Annotated in this window: 14 protein-coding genes; all 14 read left to right on the forward strand. The window is 71.4% G+C overall.

All coding sequences use genetic code 11. The annotated features are described in order from the left end of the window. The first annotated feature begins 141 nt into the window (after positions 1 to 141). The 14 genes from CRP49_RS20570 (at position 142) to CRP49_RS20635 (ending at position 20,423) form a co-directional block, all read left to right on the forward strand. Positions 142 to 4,377, forward strand: a complete 4,236-nt coding sequence (locus CRP49_RS20570) for an Rne/Rng family ribonuclease (protein WP_179851692.1) — start codon at positions 142 to 144, stop codon at positions 4,375 to 4,377. A gap of 240 nt (positions 4,378 to 4,617) precedes the next feature. Next, the gene (rplU, locus tag CRP49_RS20575; RefSeq protein ID WP_030749991.1) at positions 4,618 to 4,938 is read left to right on the forward strand and encodes a 50S ribosomal protein L21; all 321 of its coding nucleotides are present in this window, start codon (positions 4,618 to 4,620) and stop codon (positions 4,936 to 4,938) included. 14 nt (positions 4,939 to 4,952) lie between these two features. Continuing rightward, positions 4,953 to 5,207 (forward strand): 50S ribosomal protein L27, encoded by a 255-nt coding sequence (gene rpmA, locus CRP49_RS20580; protein WP_094221167.1) that lies wholly within the window; start codon positions 4,953 to 4,955, stop codon positions 5,205 to 5,207. Positions 5,208 to 5,317: 110 nt separating this feature from the next. After that, entirely contained in the window at positions 5,318 to 6,766 is a 1,449-nt protein-coding gene (gene obgE, locus CRP49_RS20585) for a GTPase ObgE (RefSeq protein ID WP_097254693.1), read from the forward strand. A 284-nt stretch (positions 6,767 to 7,050) separates the two neighbouring features. Continuing rightward, complete coding sequence (locus CRP49_RS20590) at positions 7,051 to 8,604, forward strand: alkaline phosphatase (protein ID WP_097254694.1); 1,554 nt, start codon at positions 7,051 to 7,053, stop codon at positions 8,602 to 8,604. 102 nt (positions 8,605 to 8,706) lie between these two features. Then, positions 8,707 to 9,870: a hypothetical protein gene (locus CRP49_RS20595; protein WP_097254695.1), complete on the forward strand. Its 1,164-nt coding sequence runs from the start codon at positions 8,707 to 8,709 to the stop codon at positions 9,868 to 9,870. Positions 9,871 to 10,078: 208 nt separating this feature from the next. After that, positions 10,079 to 11,575 carry a bifunctional cytidylyltransferase/SDR family oxidoreductase gene (locus tag CRP49_RS20600; protein ID WP_097254696.1) on the forward strand — a complete coding sequence of 499 codons (1,497 nt, stop codon included), beginning with the start codon at positions 10,079 to 10,081 and terminating at the stop codon, positions 11,573 to 11,575. Positions 11,576 to 11,731: 156 nt separating this feature from the next. After that, positions 11,732 to 13,843, forward strand: a complete 2,112-nt coding sequence (locus tag CRP49_RS20605) for a CDP-glycerol glycerophosphotransferase family protein (protein WP_257033451.1) — start codon at positions 11,732 to 11,734, stop codon at positions 13,841 to 13,843. Positions 13,844 to 14,142: 299 nt separating this feature from the next. Then, positions 14,143 to 15,357 (forward strand): glycosyltransferase, encoded by a 1,215-nt coding sequence (locus CRP49_RS20610; protein ID WP_257033452.1) that lies wholly within the window; start codon positions 14,143 to 14,145, stop codon positions 15,355 to 15,357. 215 nt (positions 15,358 to 15,572) lie between these two features. Then, positions 15,573 to 16,679, forward strand: coding sequence for a glutamate 5-kinase (gene proB / locus CRP49_RS20615; RefSeq protein WP_097254699.1), 1,107 nt, complete (start codon positions 15,573 to 15,575; stop codon positions 16,677 to 16,679). A 121-nt stretch (positions 16,680 to 16,800) separates the two neighbouring features. Then, entirely contained in the window at positions 16,801 to 17,229 is a 429-nt protein-coding gene (locus CRP49_RS20620; RefSeq protein WP_097257461.1) for a hypothetical protein, read from the forward strand. Between the two features lie 89 nt (positions 17,230 to 17,318). Continuing rightward, a complete protein-coding gene (locus CRP49_RS20625) occupies positions 17,319 to 18,605 on the forward strand; it encodes a glutamate-5-semialdehyde dehydrogenase (protein ID WP_097254700.1) in 1,287 nt (428 codons plus the stop codon). An 85-nt stretch (positions 18,606 to 18,690) separates the two neighbouring features. Next, positions 18,691 to 19,263: a hypothetical protein gene (locus CRP49_RS20630; protein ID WP_097254701.1), complete on the forward strand. Its 573-nt coding sequence runs from the start codon at positions 18,691 to 18,693 to the stop codon at positions 19,261 to 19,263. Between the two features lie 89 nt (positions 19,264 to 19,352). Continuing rightward, a complete protein-coding gene (locus CRP49_RS20635; protein ID WP_097254702.1) occupies positions 19,353 to 20,423 on the forward strand; it encodes a hypothetical protein in 1,071 nt (356 codons plus the stop codon). Positions 20,424 to 20,518 lie beyond the last annotated feature (95 nt).

Here is a 20,518-nt window from a genome sequence, read left to right on the forward strand (position 1 = left end):
GAGTGCTCCCGTGCGGCGCCCGCGCCCCGGACGGCGGCCATCGCGCATCGCGCGGGCCGCGGACGTCAACGGCGGACGGTCCTTGGAGACCGGCGCCGGACCAGGCGCGGCGCCCGGGAGCCTGACGGGAGAACCGCCCGCATGCTCGAGCCGACCGAACCCCTCGAGGGTTCTGAACTGAACACTCCGAGCGACACCCTGCCGCCGCGCAGGCGTCGCCGTGCCGCCTCCCGCCCGGCGGGCCCGCCCGCAGCGGGCGAGGCCACCATCGAGGTCGCCCTGCCGGCCATACCGGCAGTGGAGGCCGACGAACTCGCCGATCCGCAGGAGCCGGCCGAGGTCGAGGCCGAGGAGGCCCCTGCGGCCGCCGCCGTCGAGGAGCCCGCGCCCGCCGCTCGTACGCGTCGTCGTGCCACGCGCCGTGCGTCCGCGCCCGCCGGGGCACCCGCGGCTGCCGAGGCCGTCGAGACGGTCGTACCGGCTGCTACGACCGCTGCTGCCGAGGCCGTTGAGCCGGCTGAGGCCGCCGAGGCCGTTGAGGAGGCCGCGCCCGCTCCTCGTACCCGCCGTCGGGCCACCCGCCGCGCGTCCGCGCCGACCGGAGCCCCGGCCGAGGCCGGGGAAAAGGCCGAGGTGAAGGTGGAAGAGAAGACCGAGGTGAAGGCAGAGGCCGAGGTGGAGCAGCCGGAGGCCGAGGCCGCGCCCGCGGCCCGTCCGCGTCGCCGTGCCACCCGCCGCGCCTCCGCCCCCGCCGGTGCGCCGCAGGTCACCGAGGCGCCCGAGTCCGCGCCTGTCGCGGAAGCGCCGGTCGCCGCCGAAACCGCCCCCGCCGTGGAGACGCCCGCCGCCGAAGCCGCGCCGGCCGTCGAGGCGGAGGCCGTGCCGGCCGCTCGTACGCGTCGCCGTGCCACCCGCCGGGCGTCCGCGCCCTCCGGATCCCCCGAGGCCGCCGAGGCCGCCGAGGCCGTCGTAGCGGCCGCCGCCGCGCCCGCCGCCGTCGAGGCCGCGGAGGAGCCCACGGCTGCCGAGGCCGCCGAGGTCGCCGAAGAGGCCGCGCCGCGCCGTACCCGCCGCCGTGCCACCCGCCAGGTCGCCGCGCCCGCCGGCGCTCCCGCGGTCGAAGAGGCCCCTGCGGCCGCCGCCGAGCCCACCGAGGAGACCGAGATCGCCGAGCCCGTCACCGTCCAGGCCGCCGCCGAGGTGCCGGCCCCCGCTGCCGAGGCCCCCGCCGAGGGTGCGCCGCGCCGTCGCCGCCGGGTCGTGCGCCAGGCCGCGACCGGGTTCTCCGCGCCCGCGCATAAGGGGGCCGCCGAGGCCGAGGCGCCGCGTCGCCCGGCCCGGCCCGCCGTGGCCGTGTTCCAGGCGCCGGTGTTCGCCGAGCCGAGGTTCCAGACCCCGGAGCGGGCCGCCGCCCAGGCCGCCGCCGAGGCCGCCGCCGAGGTGGAGGAGCCCGAGGAGACCGAGGAGACCACGGCGTACGCCGAGGAGCGGGCCGAGGCCGGCTCCCGCCGTCGCCGTCGCCGCCGGGGCGCCGCCGAGGAGACGCCGGCCGTCGAGGCCGCCGCCGAGGACGAGGAGCCGGAGGAGGCCGAGGAGGCCGCCGCCGAGGACCTCGCCGAGGGCGACGAGGCCGAGGAGACCGAGGAGGCCGGCTCGCGCCGCCGTCGTCGCCGGGGCGGCCGTCGCCGTCGCCGGGGTGACGCCGTCGAGGGCGAGGCCGGTGAGGGCGCGGACGCCGAGGCCGACGAGCTGGCCGCCGAGCAGGCCGCCCAGGACACCGAGGACACCGCCGAGCAGGAGGAAGAGGACGCCGAGGAGGCGCGCGACGAGGCCGGCGGCTCCGCCGGCAGCCGCCGTCGTCGTCGCCGTCGTCGTCGCGCCGGTGACACCTCCGTCGACACCGAGCCCGACGAGGGCGACCCGGAGCGCACGGTCGTCAAGGTCCGCGAGCCCCGCAAGCCCGCCGAGCCGTCCGACGAGGTGCAGTCCATCAAGGGCTCGACCCGTCTGGAGGCGAAGAAGCAGCGCCGCCGCGAAGGCCGTGAGCAGGGCCGCCGTCGCGTCCCGATCATCACCGAGGCCGAGTTCCTGGCCCGCCGCGAGGCCGTCGAGCGCGTGATGGTCGTGCGCCAGCACGGCGAGCGCACGCAGATCGGCGTGCTCGAGGACGGCGTGCTCGTCGAGCACTACGTCAACAAGGAGCAGGCCACCTCGTACGTCGGTAACGTCTACCTGGGCAAGGTCCAGAACGTGCTGCCGTCGATGGAGGCCGCGTTCATCGACATCGGCAAGGGACGCAACGCCGTCCTGTACGCCGGTGAGGTCAACTTCGAGGCGCTCGGCATGGCCAACGGGCCGCGCCGTATCGAGGCCGCCCTGAAGTCCGGCCAGTCCGTCCTCGTCCAGGTGACGAAGGACCCGATCGGGCACAAGGGCGCCCGTCTGACCAGCCAGGTCTCCCTGCCGGGCCGTTACCTCGTGTACGTCCCCGAGGGCTCGATGACCGGCATCAGCCGCAAGCTGCCCGACACCGAGCGCGCGCGGCTGAAGACCATCCTCAAGAAGATCGTCCCCGAGGACGCGGGCGTCATCGTGCGCACCGCCGCCGAGGGCGCGAGCGAGGAGGAGCTGCGCCGGGACGTCGAGCGGCTGCAGGCGCAGTGGGAGGACATCCAGAAGAAGGCCAAGAGCGGCAACGCTCCCACGCTGCTGTACGGCGAGCCGGACATGACCGTCCGGGTCGTGCGCGACATCTTCAACGAGGACTTCTCCAAGGTCGTCGTCAGCGGTGACGAGGCCTGGGAGACGATCCACGGGTACGTCTCCCACGTGGCCCCGGACCTGGCCGAGCGGCTGTCGAAGTGGACCTCCGAGGTCGACGCCTTCGCCACCTACCGGATCGACGAGCAGCTCGCCAAGGCGCTGGACCGCAAGGTCTGGCTGCCCAGCGGCGGTTCGCTGGTGATCGACCGGACCGAGGCGATGGTCGTAGTCGACGTCAACACCGGCAAGTTCACCGGTCAGGGCGGCAACCTGGAAGAGACGGTCACCAGGAACAACCTGGAGGCGGCCGAGGAGATCGTGCGCCAGCTGCGGCTGCGCGACCTCGGCGGCATCATCGTCATCGACTTCATCGACATGGTCCTGGAGTCGAACCGGGACCTGGTGCTGCGGCGCCTGCTGGAGTGCCTGGGCCGCGACCGTACCAAGCACCAGGTGGCCGAGGTGACCTCGCTGGGCCTGGTCCAGATGACCCGCAAGCGGGTCGGCCAGGGCCTGCTGGAGTCCTTCTCCGAGACCTGCGTCCACTGCAACGGCCGTGGCGTCATCGTCCACATGGAGCAGCCGACCGCGGTCGGCGGCGGTGGCGGCGGCAAGCGCAAGAAGCGCGGGCGTGGCGGTGACGGGCAGCTGCCCGAGCACGAGATCGCCGCCGAGGCCGTGGAGACGGGCGAGGCCGTCGAGCCGGAGATCGAGACCGTGGTCGAGGTCGCGGCCGAGATCGCCGAGCCGGTCGCCCTGCCCGCGCCCGACTTCGCGCCGGACGAGGAGCTGTACAGCAGCGTCGCCGAGGCGGAGGCGGCGGCCGGCCGTGGCCGTTCGCGGCGCCGCGTCAGCCGTCGGGCCTCGGCTCCGGCCGGCGCGCCGAAGGCCGAGAGCCGCAGGGCCGAGCGCCGGAAGGCCGCGGAGGTCACCGAGACCGCGGAGACCGCAAAGGCCGCCGAGGTCGTCCCGGTCGCCGAGGAGGCCGTGCTTCCCGCGCAGCCGGAGCCGGTGGTCCAGGTGGTCGAGGCGCAGGCCGAGCCGGTCGCCGTGGAGGCCCCGGAGCCCGCTGTCGAGGAGGCCGCGCCCAAGGGCCGTACGCGCCGTCGGGCGACCCGGAAGGTGTCGGCTCCGGCCGGTTCCCCGGCGGGAGCGGAGGCGGCCGTGGTGACGGTCGCCGAGACCGCACCCGAGGTGCCGGTGGAGCAGCCCGAGGCCCCGGCTCCGGTCGCCGCTCCGGTCGAGGAGGCGCCCGCCGAGAGCGCCGCCCCGGCCCGCCCGCGGCGCCGTGCCGTGCGCAAGGCCACCGCGCCGACCGCGTCCGAGGAGACGGCCGTCGTGGTCGTCCCGGCCGCCGCGCCGGAGGCCGCCGTCGCCGAGGCGCCCGCTGCCGAGGAGGAGGCGGTCGAGGAGGCCGTGCCGGCCAAGAAGACCGCCCGTAAGGCGGCCAAGAAGGCCACGGCGAAGAAGGCCGCCACCAAGAAGACCGCGGCCAAGAAGACGGCCGCCAAGAAGACGACGGCCAAGAAGGCGGCCACGACCGCCAAGACGGCCGCCGCCAAGTCGACGGCGAAGAAGACCACCACGGTCTCCGCGGCCACCGACGAGAGCTGAACCCGCTGAGCGGTGTGCGGCCGGTCCGTGTGACCGGCCGCATACCGCGGGGGCCCGGCCCGGTTTGACCCCTTCGGCCGTGGCCCCGTAACCTTGACCGTCGGCGTGTCCACTGAACACGCCACATCCCCGTAAACCTCTTCCTCCCGGGCACACGGTTGGCCGGGAGAGGTCGTTCCTGCTGTTCCTGGGCGGCTGGCCTTCGGGGGTGCCGTTTCTTCGAGCGAAAGAGAGATCCGCGTGTACGCCATCGTGCGCAGCGGTGGTCGCCAGCACAAGGTTGCTGTCGGCGACATCGTTGAGGTTGACAAGATTTCCACCGCCAAGGTTGGCGACACGGTCGAGCTCTCGACCCTGCTCGTTGTCGACGGCGACGCTGTGACCAGCGACCCGTGGGTGCTGGCCGGCATCAAGGTCCAGGCCGAGGTCGTGGACCACCACAAGGGCCAGAAGATCGACATTCTGCGCTACAAGAACAAGACCGGCTACCGCCGTCGTCAGGGCCACCGCCAGCAGTACACGGCGATCAAGGTCACGTCGATCCCCGCGGCTGCGAAGTAAGGGACTGAGGAGACATGGCACACAAGAAGGGCGCATCGTCCACCCGGAACGGTCGCGACTCCAATGCCCAGCGGCTCGGCGTGAAGCGCTTCGGCGGTCAGGTCGTCAACGCTGGTGAGATCCTGGTCCGCCAGCGCGGCACCCACTTCCACCCGGGCGCCGGCGTCGGCCGTGGCGGCGACGACACGCTGTTCGCGCTGCAGGCCGGTGCGGTGGAGTTCGGCACCCACCGTGGCCGCAAGGTCGTGAACATCGTTCCGGTCGGCTGACCCGAACGTTCACTTCGCGAGGCGGACCTCACTTCCCGGTCGGGAAGGCGGGTCCGCCTTTCGCGTGTTACGTAGTAGACATTCCCGTACGTATCTGGAGGCACTGAACCATGACCACCTTCGTGGACCGCGTCGAACTGCATGTCGCCGCGGGTAACGGGGGCCACGGCTGTGCCTCCGTCCACCGCGAGAAGTTCAAGCCGCTCGGCGGCCCGGACGGCGGCAACGGCGGCCGCGGCGGTGACGTCATCCTGACCGTGGACCAATCGGTCACCACGCTCCTCGACTACCACCACTCCCCGCACCGCAAGGCCACCAACGGCAAGCCCGGCGAGGGCGGCAACCGCTCCGGCAAGGACGGCGAGGACCTGGTCCTGCCGGTGCCGGACGGCACGGTCGTCCTGGACAAGGCGGGCAACGTGCTCGCCGACCTGGTCGGCCACGGCACCTCGTACATCGCCGCGCAGGGCGGCCGGGGCGGCCTCGGCAACGCGGCGCTGGCGAGCGCCCGCCGCAAGGCGCCCGGCTTCGCGCTGCTGGGTGTGCCCGGGGACCTGCAGGACATCGTCCTGGAGCTGAAGACGGTCGCCGACGTGGCCCTGGTGGGCTACCCGAGCGCGGGCAAGTCCTCGCTGATCTCCGTGCTCAGCGCGGCCAAGCCGAAGATCGCGGACTACCCGTTCACCACCCTCGTCCCGAACCTGGGCGTGGTGACCGCCGGCTCGACCGTCTACACCATCGCCGACGTGCCCGGTCTGATCCCGGGCGCCAGCCAGGGCAAGGGCCTCGGCCTGGAGTTCCTGCGGCACGTGGAGCGGTGCAGTGTGCTCGTGCACGTGCTGGACACCGCGACCCTGGAGTCCGACCGCGACCCGGTCTCCGACCTCGACATCATCGAGGAGGAGCTGCGGCAGTACGGCGGGCTCGGCAACCGTCCCCGGATCGTCGTCCTGAACAAGGTCGACGTTCCCGACGGCAAGGACCTCGCCGAGATGGTCCGCCCCGACCTGGAGGCGCGCGGCTACCGCGTCTTCGAGGTGTCCGCGGTGGCCCACATCGGGCTGCGCGAGCTGTCGTTCGCCCTCGGTGACCTGGTCGCCGGGGCGCGCGCGGCGAAGCCGAAGGAGGAGGCGACGCGGATCGTCATCCGGCCCAAGGCCGTGGACGACGCGGGCTTCACGGTCACCCGCGAGGAGGTCGGCGGGGAGCCGCTGTTCCGGGTGCGCGGCGAGAAGCCGGAGCGCTGGATCCGCCAGACCGACTTCAACAACGACGAGGCCGTCGGCTACCTCGCCGACCGACTCAACCGCCTCGGTGTCGAGGGGGAGCTGATGAAGGCGGGCGCCCGGGCCGGCGACGGCGTCGCCATCGGGCCCGAGGAGAACGCGGTCGTCTTCGACTGGGAGCCGACGGTGATGGCGGGCGCGGAGATGCTCGGCCGCCGTGGCGAGGACCACCGCTTCGACGCACCGCGGCCCGCGGCGCAGCGCCGCCGCGACCAGCAGGCCGAGCGGGACGAGACGCTGCGTGAGTTCGACGAGTTCGACCCGTTCGAGTAGTCGGTCGTACCCCCCGAGCCGTTTCTCGCCTCACCTGCGGTGAATGGCCGGATCGGCTCGGGATTCGCCTACTAACACCCATTACAGTAGCTAACTCCTGACACTCAGTAAGACCCGTTGCGGCAAGGCACGTTCCATCCGTGGTTCCCGTGTCGCGGCGGGTCTTCTGTTGTCTGCCTATTTGTCATGCACGCGAATGCTCTCGTTCGGCGGACGGGCCGTCCGGCCGTGGGAGCTTCCGAAGGTCGAAGCCCAAGAGGCCTCTGTGGCAAGGGAGTCAGCGTATGACCGGAGCATTACCGCCCGACCGCCGCCGCTTTCTGACCGCCGGTGCCGCTGTCCTCGGCGCCGCGGCCTCCGCCCAGCTCTGGCTGCCGGCCACCGTCGCCCGGGCGGCCGAAACCCCGCTTCCCGACGGTGTGTTCACCCTCGGTGTGGCCTCCGGCGACCCGCTGCCCGACGGCATCGTGCTGTGGACCCGGCTCGCCCCCGACCCCCTCCACGGCGGCGGCATGCCCGACGCGGTCGTCCCCGTGGAGTGGGAGATCGCCGAGGACGAGCGGTTCGGAAGAACCGCCCGCAGAGGCACCGCCGAGGCCCGGCCCGAGTACGGGCACAGCCTGCACGTGGACGTACGGGGGCTTCGCCCGGACCGCCCGTACTGGTACCGGTTCCGCGCCGACGGCCAGCTCTCGCCGACCGGCCGCACCCGCACCGCCCCGCACCCGCACCGCAGGGGCGGCTCGCTGCGCGTCGCGCTCGCCTCCTGCCAGAACTGGCAGCACGGCTACTTCACCCCGTACGCCGACATGCTCGCCCAGGACCCCGACGTCGTCCTCTTCGTCGGCGACTACATCTACGAGTCCAAGCCCTCCGCCACCGCCGTACGCCGGCACGAGGGCAGCGACGAGCCGTACACCCTGGTCCAGTACCGCAACCGCTACGCCCAGTACCGCACCGACCCCGATCTCGCCGCGATGCACGCGAACGCCCCCTGGGTGGTCACCTTCGACGACCACGAGGTCGACAACGACTTCGCCGGCGAGATCCCGCAGGACCCCGACAAGCAGTCGCACGACGCCTTCGTGGCCCGGCTGACCGCGGCCTACCAGGCGTACTACGAGCACATGCCGGTCCGCGCCACCGCGATCCCCGACGGCCCGCACATCCAGATGTACCGCCGGCTGGAGTTCGGCCGCCTGGCCCGCCTGAACGTCCTCGACACCCGGCAGTTCCGCACCGACCAGGCGACCACGCAGGACGGCGCCGAGAGCCCGTCGATGACCATGCTCGGCGCCGAGCAGAAGCAGTGGCTGCTGGACGGGCTGTGCGACTCCCCGGCCCGCTGGAACCTGATCGCCTCGCAGATCATGATGGCCGAGACCGATCTGCTGCTCGGCGAGGGCAAGCTCTGGTACTACGACGCCTGGGACGGCTACCAGGCCGAACGCAACGCCCTGCTGGGGGAGTTCGCCGACATCCGCAACCCGGTCGTGCTCAGCGGCGACCGGCACCTGACGATGATCAGCGACCTCAAGGAGGACTTCGCCGACCCGGACTCCGACGTCGTCGGCGCGGAGTTCGTCGGCACCTCCATCTCCAGCAACGGCGACCAGGACCAGGCCGCCTTCCACGCCCAGTGGGACCCGCTGAAGGCGGACAACCCGCACTGGAAGGTGATCGACGCCCACCGCGGCTACCACCTCTTCGACATCCGCCGCGACGGCATCGACGCCCAGGTCCGGGTCGTCGACACGGTCGTCAAGCCGCAGGCCACGGCGAGCACGCTGGTGCGGCTGCGGGTGGAGTCGGACGAGCCGGGCGTCCAGGTCGTGTGACACGACGGCGGGTGAAGTCCGTGTGACCGGAGCCTGGGACTCATCTGTGTCCCAGGCTCCTCTCAGCTCTACCCAAGGAAGAACTCTTACCGTCCGTTGACCATGGAGACGGACTGTACGAGAGACACCCCCGCGCCCCTGCCCGCCGGCACCCGGCTGCTGCACATCGGCCCGCACAAGACGGGGACCACCGCCATCCAGGGCGCGCTGTTCGCCGCGAAGGACCGGCTGCCCGAGTACGGCGTGGCGTTCCCGGCGCACAGCAGGCACCCCATGGAGGCCGCCCTCGCCGCCTGCGCCCGGCCCGCGATGATGGGGGACACCCGGCCGACCGACCGGCACTGGACCGGGCTGCTGGAGCAGGTGCGGGCCACCAGGACGAAGACGTCGGTGATCAGCAGCGAGTTCTTCGCCGACGCCCCCGACGACGGGACGATCACCCGGATCGTCGAGCAGCTCGGCGGCGACCGTGCGCACGTCCTGGTCACGCTGCGTCCGCTGGCGAAGATCATGCCCTCGCAGTGGCAGCAGTACGTGCAGAACGGGCTGCGCATGGGCTACGAGGACTGGCTGGAGCACATGCTCCGCAAGCCGCCGTACGAGAAGCCGAACCCCAGCTTCTGGCAGCGGCACCGGCACGACCGGCTGGTCGAACGCTGGGCCCGGATCGTCGGGCCCGGGAAGGTCACCGTGGTCGTGGTGGACGACCGGGACCGAGGCGGGCTGATGCGCACCTTCGAGGCGCTGCTCGGACTGCCGGGGAATCTCCTGCAACCGGTTCCGGACACCGCGAATCGGTCACTCACTCTGGCCGAGACCGAAATGCTGCGGAACCTCAATGTGGAATTCCGCGGCAATGGACTCCCCGACGAGCTGTATTCCCGGCTCGTGCGCAACGGTGCGGTGCTGCATATGAAGAACTCGTGCAGCCCCACGCCCCGGGACGTGAAGATCTCTACCCCCCGCTGGGCCGTCGAGGCGGCCGGTGAGATCGGCGCGGAGACGGCCGAACGGATCGGTGCGCTCGGCGTGCGGATCATCGGCGATCCGGCGCTCCTGTCGGCGGTGCCCGAGCAGGCGTCACCGGCCTCGCCGGAGCCCCGGATCTCCCCGGAAGCGGCGGCCCAGGCCCTGTACGGCGCGCTCGCCGCGGCCGCCTCGGCGCCCCCCGGCGCGGCCCCCGCCCGGACCGTGCACCAGACGTCGTCGAAGGAGCTGGTCCGGGTGCTCGGGCACCGCTGTCTGAAACGGCTCGGGCGGCGCTGAAGGGAACCTGAACGGAACCTGAACACCACCTGTGGACTTACTCACAACAAATTCATGGGGGTTCAAGGCAACCCCACCCAATCACCAGGAGTGCAAGGTGAATGAGAGGTAGCGCGCACATATGCGGGGGACGTCACTCACCTTGCACTGCGGTTACCCGAAGTGGGACCCTTTCACGGTTCCCTGTCGCCACAAGGTAGGTCAGCCTGTGTCCCAGCACATAGCCAAGCCCCGAACCACCGCAGTGATCCTGGCCGGTGGCACCGGTCAGCGGGTGGGTCTGTCGATCCCCAAGCAGCTGCTGAAGATCGCCGGCAAGGCAGTCATCGAGCACACTCTGACCACCTTCGAGAACGCCGAGTCGATCGACGACGTCATCGTGCTGATGGCACCGGGCTATGTGCCGGACATCGAGAAGATCGTCGCCAAGGCCGGCTTCACCAAGGTCAAGAGGATCATCGAGGGCGGCTCGACGCGGAACGAGACCACCGAGCGCGCCATCTCCGCCCTCGGCGAGGGCCTGGCCGAGGGCGAGGACCGCAACGTCCTCTTCCACGACGCCGTACGTCCGCTGCTGTCGCAGCGCGTCATCGACGACTGCGTGACCGCGCTGGAGCGCTACCAGGCCGTCGACGTCGCCATCCCGTCCGCCGACACCATCATCGTCACGCGCACGCACGGCGAGGACGGCGAGTTCATCACCGAGATCCCGGACCGCTCCCGGCTGCGCCGCGGCCAGACCCCGCAGGCCTTCAAGCTGTCCACGATCCGCCGCGCCTACGAGGTCGCCGCCGGCGACCCCAACTTCCAGGCCACGGACGACTGTTCCGTCGTGCTCAAGTACCTGCCGGACGTGCCGATCCACGTCGTCGCGGGCGACGAGTACAACATGAAGGTGACGCAGCCGGTCGACGTCTTCATCGCCGACAAGCTGTTCCAGCTCGCCTCCACCGCCGCCCCCGAGCAGGTGAGCGAGGACGCCTACCGCGAACTCCTCACCGACAAGACCGTCGTGATCTTCGGCGGTTCCTACGGCATCGGCAAGGACATCGCCGAACTCGCCGAGTCCTACGGCGCGAACGTCTACGCGCTGGGCCGTTCCACCACCGGTACCCACGTGGAGAACCCGGAGGAGGTCGACGACGCGCTGTCCAAGGCGTACGCGGAGACCGGCCGGATCGACTACGTCGTCAACACCGCGGGTGTGCTGCGCATCGGCAAGCTCGCCGAGACCGACAACGCCACCATCGAGGAGGCGCTGAAGGTCAACTACCTGGCCCCGGTGCAGATCGCCCGTTCGTCGTACAAGTACCTGGCCGAGACCAAGGGTCAGCTGCTGCTCTACACCTCCAGCAGCTACACCCGCGGCCGCGCCGAGTACAGCCTCTACTCCTCGACCAAGGCCGCGATGGTGAACCTCACCCAGGCGCTGTCCGACGAGTGGGCCGGCGACGGCATCCGCGTCAACTGCATCAACCCGGAGCGCACCGCCACCCCGATGCGCACCAAGGCCTTCGGCCAGGAGCCGTCGGGCTCGCTGCTCTCCTCCGAGGCCGTGGCCCGCACGTCCCTGGACGTGCTGCTCTCGGAGCTGACCGGGCACGTCATCGACGTCCGCCAGCAGGACCCGACGGCGGGCGCCGCCAAGGCCTCCGGATTCGAGCAGGCGCTGGCCTCGGTTCTGGACCGTCAGGACGGCATGTAATAATTGCGGTTAATTAGCTTTTAGGAATTCAGGCCTCTGCGGCCGCCCATTCGACGGGCCTTCGCAGAGGCCTGACTCCTTACCTCTCGCGAATTACCGGCACCCCCGGCATTACCGAACAAAACCGGCACTCCCCCTCCCAGAGCAGGTTTCTCCGTGATATCCACCGCTATTCGCGTCGCCCGGGTGGGCAGCGCGGCCGAGCTGGCCGCGGCGGCCCTCGTGATGCTGGGCTTCCCGGCGCTGATGCTGGCTGCGCTGGTCCCGAGCGTGTACGCCTTCGCGGCCGCCGCTGCCGTGACGTACCTGGCGGACCACTATCTGCACCGCAAGGGCAGCTACCTGATCAATCGCCTCAGCAAGGTCCGGGCCGGCCTGTCGATCCGGTTCCTGATCCGGCAGCTGCTGCTGATCCTGCTGCTGGCCCGGCTGTCCCACGCGAACGACCTGATCTTCTACGGCGCGGTCGCCTGCTTCATCGCCTTCTACGGCCTCCAGGCCCCGCACGGCGCTCTGGTCACCCTCATCCGCAATCGCCGCAAGATGCCGGTCGCGACCCGCAACGTCGACCTGAAGTCCCGCATCCGTATCCCGGACGCCCCGCCGCGCGGCCTGCTGCACCGCTCCGCGGAGAAGATGCTCCATCTCGACCTGTTCGCCATGGTCGGCATCCTGGTCTCCGCCGTCGTGGGCCCGGCCGTCGCCGGCTTCGTGGGCATCGGCCTCACCGTGGGCCTCGGCTGCCTCTACGTCCTGGTGCTGGTGCCGTATGTGCGCGGCCGGAAGATTCCGCCGAAGGCCGACGACGTGCTCGCCGCCGTCGACGACTGGCTGGCCGGCTACAAGCCGGAGACGGTGCTGTACTTCTCCGGCTCCAAGGACTCCGCGTACCAGGTCAACATGTGGCTGGAGACGATGGAGCAGCTGGAGACCCGGCCGCTGATCATCCTGCGCGAGCGGGCCATCCTGAACAACCTCGCGCCCACCACGGTCCCCGTCATCTGCGTGCCCGGAGGGGTGCACCTGATGAACCTGGACCTGTCGACCGTGCGGGTCGCCCTGTACGCGGCCAACGTCGGCAAGAACATCCACCTGCTGCGCGTGCCCACCATGAAGCACGTCTTCATCGGCCACGGCGACAGCGACAAGCTGGCCAGCGTCAACCCGTACAGCAAGGTGTACGACGAGGTCTGGACCGCCGGCCGGGCCGGGCGTGACCGCTACGCCATCGCCGACGTCGGCGTCCGCGACGACGACATCGTCGAGGTCGGCCGCCCGCAGCTGGCGCCCATCCAGAGCTGGCAGGGCGTGCCCGAGGGGCGTATCGCGACCGTCCTCTACGCCCCCACCTGGGAGGGCTGGGACGGCAACCCCGGCAACACCTCGATCGTGCTCGCCGGCGAGAACATCCTGAGCAAGCTGGTGCAGGCCGACCCGCCGGTCCGAGTCCTCTACAAGCCGCACCCCTTCACCGGCACCGTCAGCAAGGAGGCGGGCGCCGCGCACCGGCGCATCACCGCCCTGGTCGAGCAGGCCGCCGCCGAGCGCGCCACCGACTCCCGCTTCACCGCCGACGCCACCGCCCAGGCCGAGGCCCAGGCCGAGCTGGCCCGCATCGAGGCCCGCCTCGCCGAGCTGGCCGCCGTCGGCGGCGACAAGGGGGACGAGGCCGAGGCCACCCGCGACGGGGTGGTCGACGTGGCGAAGCACGAGGAGATCGCCCGGCTGCGCGCCGAGTGGAACGACGCCTACTGGCGCTCCTTCCCCTCCTACGAGCACCGCGTCATCACGGGCGCCGAGCCGCGCCTGTACGACTGCTTCAACGTCTCGGACGCGATGGTCTCCGACATCTCCTCCGTGGTCTCCGACTTCATCGCGAGCGGCAAGCCGTACGCCGTCACCGACTCCGCCGATCTTGGCGTGGAGGAGTTCAAGCGGCAGAACACCGCCGTGCGCGCCGCGACGATCCTGTCCAACAGCGCGGCCGAGCTGGGCGGCCTGCTGGACGCCGTACGCGACCCCGCCAGCGACCCGCTGGCCGAGGACCGGGGCGAGTTGAAGCGGTACCTGCTGGGCCCGGACGAGCCGAAGTCCATCGACCAGTTCAATGCCGCGGTCGCTGACCTGGGCCTCAAGGCCGAGGCCCGCAATGTCGGCCAGGAGTCCCGGCTGGGCGCCGGGGACGCCGACACGGCCGAGCTGACCAACGCGGTACCGGGTCAGCGCGGGGTGTCCGCCGGTGAGACGGACGGCGTGACCGCGGGCTGACCCGCCACCCTGCCCACGGCCCCCGAGGAGCACTCCTCGGGGGCCGTTGCCGTGTCCGGCGCGTCTTGCCCGGCTCTTAACCGCCTTTGAACGGCTCTTACTCCGGCTGCGTACCGTTTCGTACCGCCCGCCGTGCTCCGAATCTGTCCGCTTCCTGTGAGGGTGACGGTGTGTGACGTGCGCCACTGATTGCCCGCAGTGAGGCAACCGCTTCCCACGGGTGCCCGTCTATCAAGTTGCTAATGATGCGATACGCGGGAAATGTCCGTTGACCAGCGGGAAAGCAGCAAGGGGGAACCGTGACCGTCGTGACGCAGCCTGATGTGAGCGTGATCATCGGGGCGTACGAGGCGATGCCGTACCTGGTCGAGTGCCTGGCATCCGTAGAGGCACAGACCATCGACCCGGCACGCATGGAGGTCATCGCGGTCGACGACGGCTCCACGGACGGCACCGGGGAGTACCTGGAGGAGTTCGCGGCCCGCGCCCCCATGCCGGTCACCGTCATCCGCCAGGAGAACTCCGGCGGCCCCAGCGGACCGCGCAACGTCGGCCTCGGCAAGGCGGCCGGACGCTATGTCTTCTTCCTGGACGCCGACGACCGGCTCGGGGCCGAGGCCCTGGAGCGCATGGTCGCCATGGCCGACAAGAACGGCACCGACGTGGTGCTCGGCAAGGTCGAGGGCATCAACCGCATCCCGCCGAAGTCCATGTGGGGCAAGACCCTCGACCGGACCGACGTCTTCTCGTCCAACATCAAGTTCACCCTCAGCGCGCAGAAGCTGTTCCGCCGCGCGCTGCTGGAGAAGCACGGCATGCGCTTCGACGAGTCCCTGTGGACCGGCGAGGACGCGCTGTTCACGATGGAGGCCTATCTGCGGGCCGACGGCGTCTCGGTGGTCGCCGACTACCCCTGCTACTACCTGGTCGGCCGCGAGGACGGCAAGCACGTCACGAAGACCGGCAGCTACACGCTCCGCTTCGACTCCGCGCGCGCCCTGATGAAGCTGATCGCCGACATGGTCCCGGCGGACGCAAAGCGCGACACCCTCATGATCCGGCCCTTCCTCATCACCCTGCTGCCCCAGTTCGGACCCAAGTTCCTCACGGACAGCGAGGAGGTCCGCAGGCACAAGTTCGAGCTGGCCAAGCCGCTGATGGACGCCTACTGGACCCCAGGGGTGGCCCGCCGCCTGAAGGTCCACGAGCGGCTGCGGCTGCACCTGGTGGCCATCCAGCGGCCCGAACTGCTGCTGGACGTCGTGAAGTTCGTCAAGGCGAAGAAGCAGGCCGCCGCCGTCCTGGAGAAGCGCGGCACCCGCCTCTACCTCGTCTACCCGCACTTCCGCTCCAAGGCGGCCGGCATCCCCGACCAGGTCTACCTCGCCGAACCCCGCGAGGCCCGCGCCTTCGAGGGTTACCGCGAGGCCGCCGCCAACTCCTTCCTGCGCCGGGCGCTCCGCAAGGTGCGGCGGATGCTGCCGAGCGGCGGGTTCGGGGCGGCGGCGGCCTGAAAGGCCCTCTTGTGTGCGTGTCCTTTTGTGCACACGTCCTTGAAGCGTCAGTTTGCCCGCTTTGTCGTGCTCGCTCCGTGAGCGAACGATGACACCCCGCCTGTCCGGGGGCTGGACCGGTGCGCACCGCACGGCCCCCTTCGCGTAGATTGCCGCACAGGCAGCCGGAACCGGGCGAGGGGACAGCAGGCAAGGTGGCAAGGGCTAGGCAGGCCGTGGGTGAGGCCCGCAGGATCGTCGTCAAGGTGGGCTCCTCGTCGCTGACCACCGCCGCGGGCGGCCTGGACGCCGACCGCGTCGACGCGCTGGTCGACGTCCTCGCCAAGATTCGCAGCGGGGGAGAGAGGGAGATCGTGCTGGTCTCCTCGGGTGCCATCGCCGCGGGCCTCGCTCCGCTGGGCCTGCGCCGCCGCCCCAAGGACCTGGCCCGCCAGCAGGCCGCCGCCAGCGTCGGCCAGGGTCTGCTCGTCGCCCGCTACACCGCCTCCTTCGCCCGCTACGGCGTGCGCGTCGGCCAGGTGCTGCTCACCAGCGACGACATGAGCCGCCGCGCCCACCACCGCAACGCCTCCCGCACCCTCGACAAGCTGCTGGCCATGGGCGCCTTCCCCATCGTCAACGAGAACGACACCGTTGCCACGGACGAGATCCGCTTCGGCGACAACGACCGCCTCGCCGCCCTCGTCGCCCACCTCGTCCACGCCGACCTGCTGGTGCTCCTCTCCGACATCGACGGCGTCTACGACGGCGACCCCAGCAAGCCGGGCACCTCGCGGATAGCGGAGGTACGGGGGCCCGAGGATCTCGCCGGGGTCGACATCGGCAGCGCGGGCAAGGCCGGCGTAGGCACCGGCGGCATGGTCACCAAGGTCGAGGCCGCCCGGATCGCCGCCGCCGCGGGCATCCCGGTGGTGCTCACCAGCGCCGTCCACGCCGCGGAGGCGCTGAGCGGCGGCGACACCGGAACCTACTTCCACCCCAGCGGCAAGCGCTCCGCCGACCGGCTGCTGTGGCTCCAGCACGCCTCCACCCCGCAGGGCTCCCTCACGCTGGACGACGGCGCCGTCCGCGCGGTCGTGGAGCGGCGCAAGTCGCTGCTGCCCGCCGGAATCGCCGCCGTGGAGGGCGAGTTCAGCGCCGGCGATCCCGTCGAGCTGCGGGACGGCACCGGCCGCGCGGTGGCCCGCGGGCTCGTCAACTTCGACGCCAAGGAGATCCCTCAGCTGATCGGACGTTCGACCCGGGAGCTGGCGCGCGAGCTGGGCCCGGCGTACGAACGCGAGGTCGTACACAGGGACGACCTGGTGCTCCTGCACCCGTAAAACGGGGCGTAACGACCGCCCCCGGTGGGGGACGTTCCGTAAAACCGCCCCGCGGAGCCTTGGGGCCTGCTCAACTTTGTCTCAGGAACACGTTCCCGAGCGCTGGGTGAAGGAGGTCGTCGTGAGACGAGTGCGCCCTGGGGCGGCGGCGTCCCGCGGTGCTCTGACGAGCGTCGTGGCCGGGGACGCCTACGAGGAGCCCAGGGACCTGCCCCGCCTGTGGCACGTCACCCTCAGCGTCTCCGGGCAGGAGGTCCCCCTCAAGGATCTGCGACGCGCCCTGGAACAGCTGGCCCATGACCACCCCTTCCTGCTGACCAGCAGATACGCGAACGACCACGCGGAGATCCGCTACTGGGAAGAGGCCCGCGACCTGCACGACGCCGCCGCCGTTGCCCTGCGCCTGTGGGGCGAGCACCGCCAGACGGCCGGACTCCCCGCCTGGGAGATCGTCGGCCTGGAGGTCATCGACCGGGAGACCTACCACCAGCGCATCGCCGAGGGCTACGGCCCACCGCCCGCGACCCCGGTAGGGGTTCATCCCTTCTGATCCTGTACAGGTGTTTCCACCCCTTTGATCCCGTCTCGGGGTGTGGAACGAGCGGTGGACGGCCCCGTCCGGCGCACTACCCTTCCCTCATGACCACGCTCTCGCCGTACGACTCCATGTCCCCGGTCACCCAGGCCGCCTACCGGGCCAGGGCCGCCGCCGCCGACCTCGCGCCGCTCCCGCGCGCCGTGAAGGACGACGCGCTGCTCGCCATCGCCGACGCCCTGGAGGTCCGGACCAGCGAGATCGTGGAGGCCAACGCCAAGGACGTGGCCAAGGCCCGGGAGAACGGCACCAGCGAGTCCGTCGTCGACCGGCTCACCCTCACCCCCGAGCGGGTCCGCGCCATCGCCTCCGACGTCCGCGACGTCGCGAAGCTGCCCGACCCGGTCGGCGAGGTCGTCCGCGGCTCCACGCTCCCCAACGGCATCGACCTGCGCCAGGTCCGCGTCCCGCTCGGCGTGGTCGGCATCATCTACGAGGCCCGCCCGAACGTCACCGTCGACGCCGCCGCCCTCTGCCTGAAGTCCGGCAACGCCGTCCTGCTGCGCGGCTCGGCCTCCGCCTACGAGTCCAACAGCGCCCTCGTCCGGGTGCTCCGGGACGCCGTCGGCGGCGCCGGGCTGCCCGCCGACGCCGTCCAGCTGGTGCCCGGCGAGAGCCGCGAGTCCGTGCACGAGCTGATGCGCGCCCGCGGCCTCGTCGACGTCCTCATCCCGCGCGGCGGCGCCTCCCTGATCCAGACCGTCGTCATGGAGTCCAAGGTCCCCGTCATCGAGACCGGCACCGGCAACTGCCACGTCTACGTCGACGCCCAGGCCGACATCGACATGGCGATCGAGATCCTCATCAACTCCAAGGCCCAGCGGGTCAGCGTCTGCAACGCCGCCGAGACCCTCCTGGTCCACCAGGACATCGCCCCCGAGTTCCTGCCGCGCGCCCTCGACGCCCTCGCCGAGGCCGGCGTGAACGTGCACGCCGACGAGCGCGTGCTGGCCTACGCCAAGGACTCCAAGGCCACCGTGGTCGAGGCCACCCCGGAGGACTGGGAGACCGAGTACCTGTCCTACGACATCGCCGCCGCCGTCGTCGACTCGCTGGACAAGGCCGTCGAGCACATCCGGCTGTGGACCTCCGGCCACACCGAGGCGATCGTCACCACCTCCCAGCAGGCCGCCCGCCGCTTCACCCAGTTGGTCGACTCCACCACCGTCGCCGTGAACGCCTCCACCCGCTTCACCGACGGCGGCCAGTTCGGCTTCGGCGCCGAGATCGGCATCTCCACCCAGAAGCTGCACGCCCGCGGCCCGATGGGCCTGCCGGAGCTGACCAGCACGAAGTACATCGTCACCGGCGACGGACACGTGCGCCGCTGACGGCCCTGGCCAAAAGGCGTCTCAGCAGGCGGATGAATTTCCATACCGTCTGCCCAAATTGACCCCCCAGGTCTACTCTGGATCCGTGCCGGAGGACGTGGGGGGCACGCCGTTCCCTGACGGCTGGGAGCCCGACGACGACCACGACCGCGGGGTGTCGGACGAAGAGTTCGCCTCCGTGGTCTTCGACGAGGCCTTCGTACAGGCGGCCGTGGTGCATGAGCCGACCGCCGTGGAACGCCTCCTGGCCGCCGCGCAGGCCAGAGCCGAGGCCTCCGAGGCAGAAGCCCGCCGAGCCCACGCCAGAGGCGAGCGCTACGACGACGGGTACGGCCCCGAAGGTGCCGATTTCGGTCATGATCGGGACGACGACGAACTGGACGACGCCTACGTCCTCGGCGACCGTGGCGGCATCTTCGGAAACCACGGCAAGCAGGTCCGCTGGCACCGGCCCGTCGCCTGGGTGCTCGCCCTCGTGATGGGCATCGGCATGGTCGCGCTGGCCTTCGCCGCGGTCTACCGGGGCGCCTCGTCGAACACCCGCGACCGGGTGCCGTCCCCCGCCTCGACCGGCCTGGAACAGGGCGCGGCCTCGCCCCCCTCGGCCTCCGCCGACTCCTACCCGCCGGCCGTCTCGGCTTTCCCGCGAACCCCCTGAACGTCCACGCGCGCACCTGTTGAGAACCTGTCAGAAGTTGTCGCGTAGCGGGGCGTTTACCCGAGGCCCACGAGACCTACTCTGAAAGTATGGGCGGGCCTGGAGACCCACCGGAGGGGACACCCGAGGGCGGCCCCGGAGGTGGAGAGGACGAGTACCGATCCGTCGTGTTCGACGAGTCGTTCGTCCGCGCTGCCCGCCTCCAGGAGTACTCCGCGCAGGAGCGCATGGGCGACCACGCGCCCGCCGTGCGCCGCCGCCCGGCCCTGCGCCGGGGACTGACCCGGCAGCTACTGATCCTCTCCCTGCTGCTCGCTGTCGCCTTCGGCACCGCGATCTACATGGGCCTCCGCCACCCCTACAGCTCTCCGCAGGCCCGGCGCTCCGTCGAGGCCCTGCGGATGACCGTCATCCCGCTCGCCCCCCAGGGCAAGGTGCCCGGCGGCGCCGACGCCGAGCTGCTGTACGCGCACAGCCCCGCCGCCCAGTTCGAGGTCGGCGCTGCCGGGATCCCGCTGCCGGCCACCCGCAACACCCCGCACTTCTCCGACAGCCAGGTCACGGCCGCCCTGAGCATCGCCAGGACCTACCTCGTCCGCTCCTCCCTCGACCCCGACGTGCTCACCGGCCGCCAGGTCCGCCCGGCCCGGGCCCTCCTCGACGGCGACCAGCTCGACCAGTTCGACCAGAGCTTCGACCACCCGGCGGCGGACGGCCGCCACGCCCCCACCGGCTGGCTGGTCCGCCTCGACCCCTCCCGCGCGCAGCTGGCCGACGACCGGATCCGCGTCCAGGGCACCCTGCAGGCCGGCGAGACCGACTCGGCCACGCTGGAGGTCACCGCCGACACGATCTTCGTCTACGCGCTGCGCCCGACCGGAGCCGCCGCCGACGCGCCCGTGTCCCTGTTCACGGTCCGCCGTGAGATGACCTTCCGCTTCGACCGTGACGACCTGCGCGTGGGCCAGCTCCAGCTGGTCACCTCCTACGCCCAGGCCGGCCCCATGTCCTGCGCGGAGGACGCCACCTCCTACCTCCACCCCCTCCTGTCCGGCCAGACCGCCAGGACAGGCGGCCCGGCAGGCACCGACCCGTATGCGACGGACAGCGCCACCGCCCTGTGCGGGACGCTGGCCGCTGGGGCTCAGCCGAAGGGGTGAGTGGGCTGACGGGGTGCGTTGGCGGGTGCGGGTGGGTGGGGGGTTCTCGCGCCCACGCGGCGGAGCCGCATATCGATACAGCCCCGCGCCCCTGG

Origin of the sequence: Streptomyces sp. Ag109_G2-15 (genome assembly GCF_900215565.1) — a bacterium.
GTDB classification, from domain to species: Bacteria; Actinomycetota; Actinomycetes; order Streptomycetales; family Streptomycetaceae; genus Streptomyces; species Streptomyces diastatochromogenes.